Annotated in this window: 12 protein-coding genes; 5 read left to right on the top strand and 7 right to left on the bottom strand. The window is 73.7% G+C overall.

Annotation, left to right across the window (positions count from 1 at the left end):
* Positions 1-248 precede the first annotated feature (248 nt).
* The 4 genes from trpB to lgt all read left to right on the top strand — a co-directional run bounded on the left by trpB (position 249) and on the right by lgt (position 4266).
* Positions 249-1487 carry a tryptophan synthase subunit beta gene (gene trpB, locus ACN9M0_RS08825; protein ID WP_366039477.1) on the top strand — a complete coding sequence of 413 codons (1239 nt, stop codon included), beginning with the start codon at positions 249-251 and terminating at the stop codon, positions 1485-1487.
* Positions 1484-2305: a tryptophan synthase subunit alpha gene (trpA, locus tag ACN9M0_RS08820; protein ID WP_366039476.1), complete on the top strand. Its 822-nt coding sequence runs from the start codon at positions 1484-1486 to the stop codon at positions 2303-2305. Before trpB ends, trpA begins: the two co-directional genes overlap by 4 nt.
* Before the next feature lie 64 nt (positions 2306-2369).
* Positions 2370-3188 carry a DsbA family protein gene (locus ACN9M0_RS08815; RefSeq protein WP_366039475.1) on the top strand — a complete coding sequence of 273 codons (819 nt, stop codon included), beginning with the start codon at positions 2370-2372 and terminating at the stop codon, positions 3186-3188.
* 76 nt (positions 3189-3264) lie between these two features.
* Positions 3265-4266, top strand: a complete 1002-nt coding sequence (gene lgt, locus ACN9M0_RS08810) for a prolipoprotein diacylglyceryl transferase (RefSeq protein ID WP_426403394.1) — start codon at positions 3265-3267, stop codon at positions 4264-4266.
* A 62-nt stretch (positions 4267-4328) separates the two neighbouring features.
* On the opposite strand, the gene ACN9M0_RS08805 is transcribed toward lgt, so the two are convergent.
* The 7 genes from ACN9M0_RS08805 to ACN9M0_RS08775 form a co-directional block, all read right to left on the bottom strand.
* Positions 4329-5222 carry an HpcH/HpaI aldolase/citrate lyase family protein gene (locus tag ACN9M0_RS08805; RefSeq protein ID WP_426403393.1) on the bottom strand — a complete coding sequence of 298 codons (894 nt, stop codon included), beginning with the start codon at positions 5220-5222 and terminating at the stop codon, positions 4329-4331.
* Positions 5219-6457, bottom strand: a complete 1239-nt coding sequence (locus ACN9M0_RS08800; RefSeq protein WP_366039472.1) for a CaiB/BaiF CoA transferase family protein — start codon at positions 6455-6457, stop codon at positions 5219-5221. The genes ACN9M0_RS08805 and ACN9M0_RS08800 overlap by 4 nt, the downstream gene beginning before the upstream one ends.
* On the bottom strand, positions 6454-7374 hold the full coding sequence (gene rbsK, locus ACN9M0_RS08795) for a ribokinase (RefSeq protein WP_399696443.1): 921 nt from the start codon (positions 7372-7374) through the stop codon (positions 6454-6456). Before rbsK ends, ACN9M0_RS08800 begins: the two co-directional genes overlap by 4 nt.
* Positions 7371-8963, bottom strand: coding sequence for an ADP-ribosylglycohydrolase family protein (locus ACN9M0_RS08790; protein ID WP_426403392.1), 1593 nt, complete (start codon positions 8961-8963; stop codon positions 7371-7373). The genes rbsK and ACN9M0_RS08790 overlap by 4 nt, the downstream gene beginning before the upstream one ends.
* A complete protein-coding gene (locus ACN9M0_RS08785; RefSeq protein WP_426403391.1) occupies positions 8960-10111 on the bottom strand; it encodes an ADP-ribosylglycohydrolase family protein in 1152 nt (383 codons plus the stop codon). The genes ACN9M0_RS08790 and ACN9M0_RS08785 overlap by 4 nt, the downstream gene beginning before the upstream one ends.
* Positions 10092-11357 (bottom strand): ADP-ribosylglycohydrolase family protein, encoded by a 1266-nt coding sequence (locus ACN9M0_RS08780; protein ID WP_399696440.1) that lies wholly within the window; start codon positions 11355-11357, stop codon positions 10092-10094. Before ACN9M0_RS08780 ends, ACN9M0_RS08785 begins: the two co-directional genes overlap by 20 nt.
* Before the next feature lie 323 nt (positions 11358-11680).
* Positions 11681-12676: an ADP-ribosylglycohydrolase family protein gene (locus ACN9M0_RS08775; RefSeq protein ID WP_366037146.1), complete on the bottom strand. Its 996-nt coding sequence runs from the start codon at positions 12674-12676 to the stop codon at positions 11681-11683.
* Between the two features lie 253 nt (positions 12677-12929).
* Between ACN9M0_RS08775 and ACN9M0_RS08770 the strand changes: the two genes are divergently transcribed.
* Positions 12930-13658: a VIT1/CCC1 transporter family protein gene (locus ACN9M0_RS08770; RefSeq protein ID WP_366037147.1), complete on the top strand. Its 729-nt coding sequence runs from the start codon at positions 12930-12932 to the stop codon at positions 13656-13658.
* Positions 13659-14148: the final 490 nt, after the last annotated feature.

Below are 14148 nucleotides of genomic sequence, written 5' to 3'. Positions count from 1 at the left end.
ACGGCGTCCTCGGCGGCGCCTCCGCCCCCTGCACCTGCCCGCACCACCTGAGCGCCGTACCTGTGGTGCGCGTTCAGGCGCGGGAGCCCAGGCCCGGCACGGGGCGCCGTCCGTTGAGCCCACCCGTTCCGCCCTTGCGGAACGTATGCCCACAACGGGCGGGGTTGCCGTACGTGAGTGCGTCGCGCGCATAACGTGACCATCGACCCCACGTATCCCGGGGCACCCGCCCCGCGAGGAGCATCCGCATGTCCAGCGAGTTCTTCATCCCGGACCTGGAAGGCCAGGTCCCCAGCCCGGAGGGCTACTTCGGCGCCTACGGCGGCAAGTTCATCCCGGAGGCCCTCGTCGCCGCCGTCGACGAGGTCGCCGTCGAGTACGAGAAGGCCAAGGCAGACCCCGAGTTCGCCCGCGAGCTCAACGACCTGATGGTCAACTACACCGGCCGGCCGAGCGCCCTCACGGAGGTGCCCCGGTTCGCCGAGCACGCCGGCGGCGCCCGGGTCTTCCTCAAGCGTGAGGACCTCAACCACACCGGCTCGCACAAGATCAACAACGTGCTCGGGCAGGCCCTCCTGACCAAGCGCATGGGCAAGACGCGGGTCATCGCCGAGACCGGCGCCGGCCAGCACGGCGTCGCCACCGCCACCGCCTGCGCCCTCTTCGGTCTCGACTGCACCATCTACATGGGCGAGATCGACACCCAGCGCCAGGCCCTCAACGTGGCCCGGATGCGGATGCTCGGCGCCGAGGTCATCGCCGTGAAGTCCGGCAGCCGCACCCTCAAGGACGCCATCAACGAGGCGTTCCGCGACTGGGTCGCCAACGTGGACCGGACGCACTACCTGTTCGGCACCGTCGCCGGCCCGCACCCCTTCCCCGCCATGGTCCGCGACTTCCACCGGGTCATCGGCGTCGAGGCCCGCCGCCAGATCCTGGAGCGCGCCGGACGGCTGCCCGACGCGGCCATCGCCTGCGTCGGCGGCGGCTCCAACGCGATCGGGCTCTTCCACGCCTTCGTCCCGGACGCGGGCGTGCGCCTGATCGGCTGCGAGCCGGCAGGACACGGCGTCGAGACCGGCGAGCACGCGGCCACCCTCACCGCCGGCGAGCCCGGCATCCTCCACGGGTCCCGCTCCTACGTCCTCCAGGACGAGGAGGGGCAGATCACCGAGCCGTACTCGATCTCCGCCGGACTCGACTACCCCGGCATCGGCCCCGAGCACGCCTACCTCAAGGACAGCGGCCGCGGCGAGTACCGGGCCGTCACCGACGACGCGGCCATGCAGGCGCTGCGGCTGCTCTCCCGTACCGAGGGCATCATCCCGGCCATCGAGTCGGCGCACGCGCTCGCCGGGGCCCTGGAGGTCGGCAAGGAGCTCGGCAAGGACGCCCTGCTCCTCGTGAACCTCTCCGGGCGCGGAGACAAGGACATGGACACGGCCGCCCGCTACTTCGGGCTGTACGACGGGGAGGGCTCCAAGTGACGACCGGGAACATCCAGCTGCTCGGCGACACCCTCGCCAAGGCCAAGGCCGAGAACCGGGCCGCGCTCATCGCCTACCTGCCGGCCGGCTTCCCGACCGTCGACGGCGGCATCGCGGCCATCAAGGCCGTCTTCGACGGTGGCGCCGATGTCGTCGAGGTCGGGCTCCCGCACAGCGACCCGGTCCTCGACGGGCCGGTCATCCAGACCGCCGACGACATCGCGCTGCGCGGCGGCGTGAAGATCGCCGACGTCATGCGGACGGTCCGCGAGGCCCACGAGGCCACCGGCAAGCCGGTCCTCGTCATGACGTACTGGAACCCGATCGACCGGTACGGCATCGAGCGCTTCACCGAGGAGCTCGCCGAGGCCGGCGGCGCGGGCTGCATCCTGCCCGACCTGCCGGTCCAGGAGTCCGCGGTCTGGCGCGAGCACGCCGACAAGCACGGTCTCGCGACCGTCTTCGTCGTCGCGCCCAGCAGCAAGGACGCGCGTCTCGCCACCATCACGGCGGCCGGCTCCGGCTTCGTCTACGCCGCCTCGCTCATGGGTGTCACCGGCACCCGCGAGTCGGTCGGCGAGCAGGCGGCCGACCTGGTCCGCCGCACCCGCGCCACCTCCGAACTGCCGGTGTGCGTCGGGCTCGGCGTCTCCAACCCCGCGCAGGCGCGTGAGGTCGCGGCCTTCGCCGACGGCGTCATCGTCGGCTCCGCCTTCGTGCAGCGGATCCTCGACGCCGACGGCGACGAGGCGGCCGGGCTCACCGCCGTAAGGGAACTGGCGGCCGAACTCGCCGAGGGCGTCCGGCGCGTTTCGTAGCCCGTATGGGTGGAACTGGGACCGGGGAGGCGCGGATGTGCCTCCCCGGTTCGTTGCCTGGGGCGTGAGCGAGAACAAGCGGAACGGTTCGCAGAGTGCCCGGGAGCGACTCAAGGAGCAGCGTGAGCGTGACAAGGCCCGCGAGAAGCAGCGGCGCGTCCTGATCGTGTCGGCGGCGGTGGTCGGCGTCCTCGGCCTGGCCGCGGTCGTCGGCGTGATCGCCGCGGGCGGCGACAAGGACGGCGGATCCGACAAGGCGGGACCGGTGGTCGCGCCCACGGGCTCCGTCGAGGGCGACAAGCCCGCCATCCCCGCGGGCAAGGCGGACGCCCCGTCGACGCTCGCGGTCTGGGAGGACTTCCGTTGCCCGGCGTGCGCCCAGTTCGAGAACGTCATGCGGGACACGATCCACGAGCTGGAGGCCTCCGGCGCGCTCAAGGCCGAGTACCACCTCGCCACCCTCATCGACGGGAACATGGGCGGCAGCGGCTCGCTGCGCGCGGCGAACGCGGCCGCGTGCGCCCAGGACGCGGGGAAGTTCACCGCGTACCACGACACGCTCTACATCAACCAGCCGCCGGAGACGGACGACGCCTACGGGAAGAACGACAAGCTGATCGAGCTGGCGGCGAAGGTCCCGGGGCTCGACACACCGGCCTTCCGCAGCTGTGTGAACGACGGCACGCACGACAGCTGGGTGGTGAAGTCGAACGAGGCCTTCCAGAAGGGCGGCTTCCGCGGCACCCCTTCGGTCCTCCTCAACGGAGAATCGATCTTCCCGACCAAGGGGAACGAGCAGATCTCCCCGGCGAACCTGAAGAAGTGGGTCGCCGAGGCCAACAAGGGCAAGAAGCCGGGCACCGCCTCCCCCTCGGCGGGCTAGCCGGCGGATTGGTTACCCAGAAGTTGCCGGGTGGGCTGCCGTCCTGCCCGCCCGGCAGGGTAGCGTCGGTCCTGCCATGGACCTTGCCTATATTCCCAGCCCGTCGACCGGCGTGATCCACCTCGGACCGATCCCGCTGCGCGGCTATGCCTTCTGCATCATCATCGGTGTCTTCGTTGCCGTCTGGCTCGGCAACAAGCGCTGGATCGCCCGGGGCGGCACTGCCGGCACCGTGGCCGACATCGCCGTCTGGGCGGTGCCCTTCGGCCTCGTCGGCGGACGCCTCTACCACGTGATCACCGACTACCAGCTGTACTTCAGCGAGGGTGAGAACTGGGTCGACGCCTTCAAGATCTGGGAGGGCGGCCTCGGTATCTGGGGCGCCATCGCGCTCGGCGCGGTGGGCGCCTGGATCGGCTGCCGCCGGCGCGGGATCTCCCTGCCGGTGTACGCGGACGTCATCGCCCCCGGTATCGCCTTCGCCCAGGCCATCGGCCGCTGGGGCAACTGGTTCAACCAGGAGCTCTACGGCAAGGCGACCGACGTGCCGTGGGCGCTGAAGATCACCGAGGGGCCGAACCGCGAGGCCGGGCTCTACCACCCGACCTTCCTCTACGAGTCGCTGTGGAACGTCGCCGTCGGCTTCCTGGTCATCTGGGCCGACCGCCGCTTCAAGCTCGGCCACGGGCGGGCGTTCGCGCTGTACGTCGCGGCCTACTGCTCGGGCCGCGTGTGGACGGAGGCGCTGCGCGTCGACGAGGCGCACCACATCCTGGGCCTGCGGCTCAACGTGTGGACCGCGATCATCGTCGGCCTGCTGGCCGTCGTCTACATGGTGCTCTCGGCCCGCCTGCGGCCGGGCCGCGAGGAGATCGTGGAGCCGAGGGCCGCGGAGAAGGCCGCCGGGAAGACGGACGCCGTCGAGGGTGCCGACGTCACCGAGGCCACCGACGCCGCCGATGCCGTCGAGGACAAGGCCGACGGGCCCGCGGACAGGGCCGACCGGCCCGACGACGAGGACAGGGAAACCGACGACAACGGCGCCGATCACGGCGCCGGGTCGGCCGCCAAGGGCTGACCGGGACTGACGACGCGAGGGCCGCCGGGACCGAGAGGTCCCGGCGGCCCTTTCCTGTGCGGTCAGCCCGCGCGGGCCGCGAGGGCGAGGACCCGGTGGGCGCCCTCCACCACGGCCGCGTCGACGAAACGGCCGTCCGGGAGGGCGAGGGCGCCCTGCTCGGTCGCGGCCGCCTCGACGACCTCACGGGCCGCGTCGATCTCCTCCGGGGTGGGGAGGTAGGCGCGCTCGATGACCGGGAGCTGGCGGGGGTGGATGGCCGCCCGGCCGAGGAAGCCCATCGCCCGGCCCCGGGCGCAGCCGGCGGCGAGCGCGCCGAGGTCGCGGACGTCCGGGTGGACGGACTGGGCCGGGGGAGGGAGGCCGGCCGCACGGGCCGCGACCACCAGGCGGCCGCGCGGCCAGTCGAGGCCGCTGTCCTCCCGTACCCCCAGGTCGGCGCGGAGGTCGGCCTCGCCGAGCGCGATGCCGCGGACCGCGGGGTGGGCGGTGGCGATGGCGTAGGCGTGCTCCACGGCGAGGGCGTTCTCCAGGAGCGGATAGAGCGGGAGGCCCTGCGCGAGTTCGGCGATCCGGTGGATGTCAGTGGCGTGTGTCACCTTGGGTACACGGAGACCGCGGAGGCCGGGGAGGGGGGCCAGGGTGGGAATGTCGCGCGAGGTGTGGACGCGGACGTGGACCGGGACGGGGTGGACGTCCGCGAGGAGATCGGCCGTGGCGTCGAGGGCGTACGCCTTGCGGTGCGGGGCGACCGCGTCCTCCAGATCGACGATCACGACGTCGGCGCCGGAGGACAGGGCCTTGCGGACGACCTCGGGGCGGTCGCCGGGCGCGTACAACCAGGTGAGGGGCGTGCGGGGGCGTGCCGTGCCGGGCTGGGCGGTCTTCTCGCCCGCGCCCGTCGGTTCTCTCGCGCCGGTGCGTTCTCGCGCGCCGGGGCTGCTGAGGGGGCTCATACCGCTCCTTGCTCGCGGAGGGCGTCGATCTCGGCGGGGGTGAGGCCGAGTTCGGAGAGGACGGCGGTGGTGTCGGCGCCGTGCGGCCGGCCGGACCAGCGGATGGCACCGGGCGTCTCGGAGAGGCGGAAGAGGACGTTCTGCATCTTGATCGGGCCGAGCTCGGGGTCCTCCACCTCGGTCACGGTGCGGAGCGCCTGGTACTGGGGGTCGGCGACGACGTCCCGGATGTCGTAGACGGGGGCGATGGCCGCCTCCGCCTTCTCGAAGGCCGCCATCGCCTCGTCGCGGGTGTGGCGGGCGATCCACGTGCCGACCGCCTCGTCCAGGACGTCCGCGTGCTCGGCCCGGCCCGTGCCGTCGGCGAACCACGGCTCGTCGATCAGCTCCGGACGGCCGACGAGCCGCAGGACCCGCTCGGCGATCGACTGTGCGGAGGTGGAGACGGCGACCCAGGAGCCGTCGGCGGTCCGGTAGGTGTTGCGCGGGGCGTTGTTGCGGGAGCGGTTGCCGGTCCGGGGCTGGACGTAACCGAGCTGGTCGTACCAGAGGGAGTGGGGCCCGATGACGGAGAGCATCGGTTCGATGATCGCCATGTCGACGACCTGGCCGCGGCCGGTCGCCGTCCTGGCGGTGAGCGCGGTCATCACCGCGTACGCCGTGGCCAGGGCTGCGATCGAGTCGGCGAGGCCGAAGGGCGGCAGGGTCGGCGGGCCGTCCGGCTCGCCGGTGATGGCGGCGAAGCCGCTCATCGCCTCGGCGAGGGTGCCGAAGCCGGGGCGATGGGCGTACGGGCCGAACTGGCCGAAGCCGGTGACGCGGGTCAGGACCAGACGCGGGTTGACCGTGGACAGCTCCTCCCAGCCCAGACCCCAGCGTTCCAGGGTGCCGGGGCGGAAGTTCTCCACGATCACGTCCGCGTCGGCGGCGAGCGCGAGCAGCGTGTCGCGGCCGCCCGGCGAGGACAGATCGAGGGTGATCGCCCGCTTGTTCCGGCCCAGGACCTTCCACCACAGGCCGATCCCGTCCTTGGCGGGACCGTGACCGCGGGACGGGTCCGGCTTGCGGGGGTGCTCGACCTTGACGACGTCGGCGCCGAAGTCGCCCAGCATCATGGCCGCGAGCGGGCCGGCGAAGAGGGTCGCGAGATCCAGGACGCGCAGCCCGTGCAGGGGCGCACGGGCGGTGGGGCTCGTGCCGGTCCTGTGGGCGGTGGCCGGTGCGTGGACGGTCATACGGCGTCGGCCTCCAGGATGTGGGGGGAGAGGAACGCGGCCTCGATCTCGACGCGGTACGGCATCGAGGTCGACGCGCCCTCGCGCTGGACGGAGAGCGCGGCGGCCGTCTGGGCCCAGGCGAGCGCCTCCGGGGCGGGACGGCCCTCGCCGAGGGCGACCGCCAGGGCGCCGACGAAGGTGTCGCCGGCCCCCGTGGTGTCCACGGCCCGGACCCGGGGCGCGGGGACCGCGACCGGTTCGGCGCCGCGCACCGCGTACAGGCTGCCGGCCGCGCCCAGGGTGACGACCACCTCGGGGACGTCCCGCAGCAGGGCCTGCGCGGCCGCGCGCGGGTCGGTGAGCCCGGTGAGCGCGGCGGCCTCGTGCTCGTTGGGCACCAACAGGTCGGTGGCGGCGAGGAGTTCCGGCGGCAGCGGCTGGGCGGGGGCGGGAGTGAGGATCGTACGGACGCCGAGCCGGCGGGCGGTGACGGCGCCCTCGACGACGACGGAGAGGGGGAGTTCGAGCTGGAGGAGCAGGGCGTCCGCGGTGCCGATGAGGGCCTCGTCGCCGTGGGTGAGGGAGATGACGGTGCCGTTGGCGCCGGGGACGACGACGATCGCGTTGCCGCCCTCGTCGTCGACGACGACATGGGCGGTGCCGGAGGAGCCCTCGGCGGTGCGCAGGAGATCGGTGTCCACCGCGCAGTGCTCCAGGGTGGCGCGGAGCCGGACCCCGAAGTCGTCCGCGCCGACCGCGCCGATCATCGCCACCTCGGCGCCGGCGCGGGCGGCGGCGACGGCCTGGTTGGCGCCCTTGCCGCCGGGGATCGTACGGAAGGAGCGGCCGGTGACCGTCTCGCCGAGGGCGGGGGCCCGCGGCACGTAGGCGATGAGGTCCATGTTCGTGCTGCCGAGCACGACGATGCTGGTCATGGGCGTACAGCCTCCATGTGTGTCAGTGCGGCCAGGGTGTCGAAGCCGATGCCGTCGAAGGACGGCACCGAGGTCGCCAGACGGTTCTTGAGAGGGGAGGTCCAGCGCTCGGGCAGCCGGTCCGGGTGCCCGGCGAGCAGCCCGGCGACCGAACCGGCGGTGGCGCCGTTGGAGTCGGTGTCCCAGCCGCCCGAGACCGCCGCGCAGACGGAACGCGAGAAGTCGCCGTCGGCGTGGGTGAGGGCGGCGGCGAGGAGGGCGGCGTTGGGGACGGCATGCACCCAGTGGTACCCGCCGAGTTCGGCGTGCAGCCGGTCGACGACCCGGTCGAAGTCGGCCTCCGCGGTGGCGTACGCGATACCGCGCCGGACGGCCTCCGCGAGGCGCGAGCGCGGCGGGATCACGCCGAGACCGGCGGCGAGCGAGCGGTGGACGTCGGCGGTGCCGGTCGCCGCGGCGGCGAGCGTGGCGGCGACGAACATGGCGCCGTAGACGCCGTTGCCGGTGTGCGTGAGGACCGCGTCCCGGTACGCCTGCGCGGCGGCGGCCACCGGATCGCCGGGGTGGGTCCAGCCGTGGACGTCGGCCCGGATCTGGGCGCCGATCCACTCCCGGAAGGGGTTGCGGTGGACGGCGGTCAGCGGGGGTTCGACGCCGTCCAGGAGGTTGCGGTAGGCGACGCGCTCGGCCGTGAAGGTGCGGCCGGCGGGGAGTTCGTCGAGCCAGAGGCGGGCGACGTCGGTGGTGGTGAAGTCACAGCCGTACCGCTGGAGGAGGAGCAGGTTGAGGAGGGGGTAGTTGAGGTCGTCGTCCTCGGGCATGCCGTCGATGTTCTCGGCGAGGGAGGTGGCGGCGGAGCGACGGTTCCAGGGGTGGGCGGCGAGCAGCTCCGGCGGGACGCCGCGGGCCGTGAACCAGGTGGTGAGGGGCCAGTTGCCGGCGGCGCGGGCGAGGGCGCGGAGGGCGGGGAGAGGGAGCTTCTCGACGGGCTTGCCGAGGAGACAGCCGACGGCGCGGCCCAGCCAGGCGGCGTGGAACCGGTCCCGGAGGGCGGTGTCCTCCATGCCGGGCCGGGTTGTGGGCAGGCGTTCCGCGGGGCGGAACGGGTGGGCACAACCCACGACGGCGCCGCACGCCGGGCGCGGGTCCAGGCGCGGAAGCCCAGGCCCGGCAGGGGGCGCCGTCCCCTGTGCCCACCCTCCCCCAAGCTCTCGGCTTCGCTCGAGCAGGGGGGACCCCCATCGCCCCTGGGGGTCCCCCCGGACGAAGTCTGGCGGAGGGACGATTGCCCACACGCGGGTGGGCGCGGGTTCGGGGGCCGTTGACGCCTGGATCGCGGGGAGGGCCGTGGGCTCGTGGGCCGAGAGGGGGGAGGGCAGGGACGCCAGGGTGTCCAGGAGGTCTTCTGCCAGGGGGCGGAGGTCCGGGCGGGGGGTTTCCGAGGCGCCGGCCGTCTCCGGGGCCGGGGGGCCGCCCGCTTTGGTCCAGCGAGCCGCCAAGGCTTCGGCTTCGCGGCCGTCCTCCGCCGCCTGGCGGAGTTCGTGGCCCACCAGGTCCTCCGGTTGGACCCAGGTCAGGCGGAGGGTCATCGGTCCGCGCTCGTCAGGGTCGCGAAGGCCGACTCGTGGGCACGGCGGACCGCGGTGTCCTGGACGAAGATCTCGCGGGCCACGTCCGCCAGCGCCCTCGCCGGGGCGTGCAGGTCCAGGCGGCTCGCCTCCGCCACCCGCTTCGCCCACTCGGAGGGGACGGCCGACTCCCCGTACAGGGCGCCCACGATCGCGCCCGCCATCGTGGCGATCGAATCGCAGTCACGGCCGTAGTTGACCGCCCCCAGGACCGTACGCCGGAAGTCGCCCCCGCCGACGAGCAGCATGCCCAGGGCCACCGGGAGTTCCTCGATCGCGTGGAGCCGGGAGGGGCGGCGGGCGCCGAGGGAGGGGGCGCGGTAGTCGGGGCCGACCGTGTCGAAGGGGGCCACCGCCCGGCGGAGGGGCGTGAGGGCGGATTCGAAGTCCGTGTGGCCGGAGGCGACTTCGACGACCGCCGCGATCGCCCCGCGCGTTCCGTCCTTCGCCAGCGACAGGGCCGTGTCGACCACCGACGCCGGCGTGGCGTCCGGCGCGCAGGCCGCCGCGACCGCCGCCGCGAAGACACCCGCCGCCTCCCGGCCGTACGAGGACTGGTGCGCGCCCGTGAGGTCGATCGCCTCGGCGTAGGCGGCCGCCGGATGGGCGGCGTTGACCAGGCCGACCGGCGCCATGTACATCGCCGCCCCGCAGTTGACGACGTTGCCGCTGCCGGCCTCGCGCGGGTCCACATGGCCGTAGTGGAGCCGCGTCACGATCCACTTCTCGGCGAGGAAGATCCGCTGGAGGGGGAGCGCCTCGGCCTCCAGCTCCGGGATCCACACGGGGGAGCCCATGAGTTCGGGGACGAGCTGGTCCGCGACCGCGTACGCGTCGAGGTGGCCGCGGACCTTCTCGTACACCCGGATCAGCGCGTGGGTCATCAAGGTGTCGTCGGTGACGTGCCCGTCGCCCTTGTGGTAGGGCGCGATGGGCCGGGCCGTGCGCCAGTCGCCGCCGTTCCAGGGGCCGACGATCCCGGTGACGCGGCCGCCGTGGCGTTCCACGATCTGCTCGGGGGTGTAGCCCTCGACGGGGCCGCCGAGGGCGTCGCCGACGGCGGCCCCGAGGAGACTGCCGGTGATCCGGTCATCCAGTGTGGGTGTCATGCCGGAATTGTCCACCTGGGGTGGCCGGTTCCGTGGCTCCGAGCAGCCCGGCGAGTTCCACCAGATCCGTACCCGCGAGCCGGGGCAGCGCACAGCCCGCGAGCGTCCTGCACGCCTCGCGCCAGCTCGCCGGGACCGAACCGCCGCCGCCCAGCGCGCCGGTGAGCGCGCCGGCGAGCGCCGGGGCCGAGTCGGCGACCCGGGAGAGGCAGGCGGCGGCCGGAACCGCGGCCGCCATCTCGCCCCGGGCGGCGGTGGCGAGGGCCAGGGCGACCGGGACGGTCTCGGCGGCGGCGATGCCGTAGCTGTAGACGTGGTCCACGATCTGGTGCTCCAGGAGCGGGACGAGCGCGAAGGCCGAGTCGGCGGCCCGGGCCAGCTTCACGGCGTGCCGGGCGTTGCGGCCGATCTCGGTGACGGGCGGGAGTTCGGCGAGCGCCGCCTCGACGGCCTCGTCGACCGTCGCCCCGGCGAGGGCCGCCGCGACGGCCGCCGCCGTGGCGCGGGCGCCGTGGACGCCGTCGCCGTCCTGGGTGTACCGGGCGTCGAACTCGGCGAGTTCGGCGGCGGCGTGGGGGTCGCCGGGGTGGACGACGGCGAGGACCGCGGCGCGGACGCAGGCCGCGTCGTCGAAGAAGTGCGGGTTGTCGTGGCCGGTGGCGGGCGGGCGCAGGCCGGTGGCGAGATTGCCGAGGCCCGCGCGGACCGAGATCCGGGCGCGGAGCGGCAGTACGGCCGACTCGACCTCGGGGGCGCGGTCGGCGGCGGCGGCGACCTGGCTCGCCAGGGCGTTCCAGGCGAGGTCCACGGCGGCGCGGAGCCTGCGGTCCGGGGGGAGCGTGGCGAACGTCCGGCCGGTGGAGGCGAGCACCGCCTCGGCGGTGAACACCGCCCACTCGGCGTCGTCGGAGGGGCCGAGGCGGAGGGGCTCGGGGGGCTGGTTGAGGGCGATGGGGACGGGGAGGGTGGTCGTCGCGTTCTGCTCGGCGAAGGTGTCGAGTTCTCGGGTGAGCCGGCGGGTCCATTCGGGCATGCGGGCGGCGCGGTGCCTTGCGGCGGGCCAGCCGGCGGCGTCGCCTGCGGCGATCCCGAGGAGGAGGCCCTCCGTTCTGTCGCGGGTCGCCCTGGCCTGGGCGGCCGGACCAGGGGACGCTGCCGGGTCCATGCGGGCGCTGCTCCAGGAACCTGTGCCCCGCACCGGGGGCGGGTCCTGCGGGGCACCGGTCGCCGGGGCGGTGCCCGGCATCGGGGGCTGTGCCCACCCGTTCCTCCCCCTAGCACTTCGTGCTGGGGAGGACCCCCATGCGGGACGACTGCCCACAGGGGTGGGAGCGGCGCTGGCGTCCGGCCTCAGGCCTGCGTCTGCGCCCGCGGCGGTGGCGACGGCGACGGCGACGGCGGTGGCGTCCGGCCACGGGGCTGCGCCCGCAGGGGCGTCCGGCCACGGGGCTGCGCCCGCAGGGGTGGCGACGGCGACGGCGGTGGCGTCCGGCGCGGCAGCGGTGTCGGCAGGCGCGGTGGTGTCCGGCCCTGGGGCTTGGCCCGCGGTCGTTTTCGGGTCTGCGCTCATCAGGCTTGTGCCTCCGGGGTCAGCAGGTCCGCGATGTCCAGGACGTGGTAGCCGCGCATCGACGGGAGGCAGCTGCCCGTCACCGGGGCGATGGCCGAGGCCCAGTCGTCCGGGATCGAGCGCAGGCCGCCCGCCGCGCCGGCGAGGGCGCCCGCCACCGCCGCCGTCGTGTCGGCGTCGCGGCCCATGTTGACGGCGGTCAGGACGGAGGTGCGGAAGTCGCCCCGGGCCGCCGCGAAGGCGCCGAACGCCAGGCCCACCGCCTCCGGGGCCAGGTCCGTCCACGGGTAGCCGCCGATGACGACCGCCGAGCGGACCTGGCGCTCGCGGGTGAGCGGGTCCGGCTGGACGCGCTGGGCCGCGACGACCGCGCGGCGCAGCGAGCGGGCCGTCCACGAGTCCATCGGGACGACCGAGAGGGCCGCCGCGATGACCGATGTGACCGACTCGCCCGCCATCGCCGCCGCGACGCCCGCCGCCACCGCCTGGCCGCCGTAGATGCCCTCGCCGTCGTGGCTGACGCTGCCGTCGATCGCGACGAGCCGGGCCGCCTCCGCCGGGCGTCCGGCCGCGAAGACCCCGAAGGGGGCGGCCCGCATGGCCAGTCCGTCCGACCACGCGTGGCGGTGCTGGGCGGAGATGGGGGCCGCCAGGCCCCGGCGGAGGTTCTCCAGGGTGCCGCGCTCCGAGAAGCCCGCGCCCCGGAAGGGGCCTTCGTCGAGGTCGGCGATCCAGTGGTGCCAGGCCCGTTCCACGTGGTGGACGGTGAGGGCGGAGCCGTGCCGGGCGAGGAGCAGCGCCGAGAAGATGGCGTACTCCGTGTCGTCGGTGCCCGCCGGGCTGTCGGTCACGAACCCTTCGATGCGGCCCCAGCGGCGGCGGATCTCGGAGGGCCGCATGTTCTCGGCGGGCGCGCCGAGCGCGTCGCCGACGGCGAGGCCGAGGAGTGCTCCTCTCGCCCGTTCACGCGTGTCGCAGGCTGTGCTGGTCGCCATCTCGCACCCCTTCCTCGACGGGGGCGCCCACGACAGCGCCCCACTGCCTGGATCTGTGCCACCGCGGGGCGCGAACTCGCCGAAGAAACGTCTCTGTCACCCGGCTGACACCCCGCCAGGTTGGGTTGCCCTCACTGAGGCGGGCCTTAGTAAGTACGGCCTGGCTTGCTGGCGCGACCCTTACATCACGCGTAGTTTCGAGGGCGTTGGGGGCGGCGGGTGCATCCCTGCCCGCCGGAACGAGGGGAGAGCCATGTCCATCATCGAAGCTCAGGCGCCACTGCACGAGGCCCACCGCGACAACCACACGCACCGTGACGTCAACGGCGGTTGGCTGCGCCCCGCGGTGTTCGGCGCGATGGACGGACTCGTCTCCAACCTCGCCCTGATGACCGGCGTCGTCGGCGGCGCGGTCTCCACGCAGACCGTCGTCATCACCGGTCTCGCGGGCCTCGCGGCCGGTGCCTTCTCCATGGCGGCCGGCGAGTACACCTCCGTCGCCTCGCAGCGCGAGCTCGTCCAGGCGGAACTGGATGTCGAGCGCCGTCAGTTGCGCAAGCACCCGATCGACGAGATGGAGGAGCTCGCCGCGCTCTACGTCTCCCGCGGCGTCGAGCCCGCGCTCGCCCGCGAGGTCGCGATGCAGCTGTCGAAGGACCCCGAGCAGGCCCTGGAGATCCACGCCCGCGAGGAGCTCGGCATCGACCCGGACGACCTGCCGTCGCCGATGGTCGCCGCCGTCTCGTCCTTCGGCTCCTTCGCCCTCGGCGCGCTCCTCCCCGTCCTGCCGTTCCTGCTCGGGGCGACCGCGCTCTGGCCCGCCGTGCTGCTCGCGCTCCTCGGGCTCTTCGCCTGCGGCGCCCTGGTGGCCCGGGTGACCGCCCGCGGCTGGCTCTTCAGCGGGATGCGCCAGCTGGTCCTGGGCGGTGCCGCCGCAGCCGTCACGTACGGGCTCGGCATGCTCTTCGGGGCCGCGTTGTAGCCCCTGGGGCCAGTGTGGAATCCGTATCCCCGCAGGTACGGATTCCGTACCTCCACAGAAGACCGAGAGGCCTCCGAAAGGGGCCTCTCGGTCTTTTCGTGGCACCCTTTCGGGACAAAAGCCCTGAAACGGCTGTGACGTATATCCCTGACCCGATCCGTCGCAGTGATGAGACACTATGCACGACGCCACATATGTAGCCGGTTACTCGGCGGTTTCGAACCCGTGACCAACGGGAAAGAGGCCTGAGCGTCACCGGGCAATGAAGCCCACTCCACAAGCGACGGGTCGCCGGAGACCCGAACACTCTCCGGACCTCCGATCCGTCCCCCGCGGGACAGCCTCTGTCGCCGCACCCCACAGGTGAACCCACACCACCGCTCCGTATCGGTGATGTCCGCATGCTGGAATGAGCTATCCACTTCGCGAGAAGCCAGCCATCATGTAACCTGCACGAAATTTCGCGGAGGGCCAACGTCGTCCCTCGGCA

The organism is Streptomyces sp. R-07, assembly GCF_049913175.1.
Classification (GTDB): Bacteria; Actinomycetota; Actinomycetes; order Streptomycetales; family Streptomycetaceae; genus Streptomyces.
This window is presented reverse-complemented; position numbering and strand designations above follow the sequence as displayed.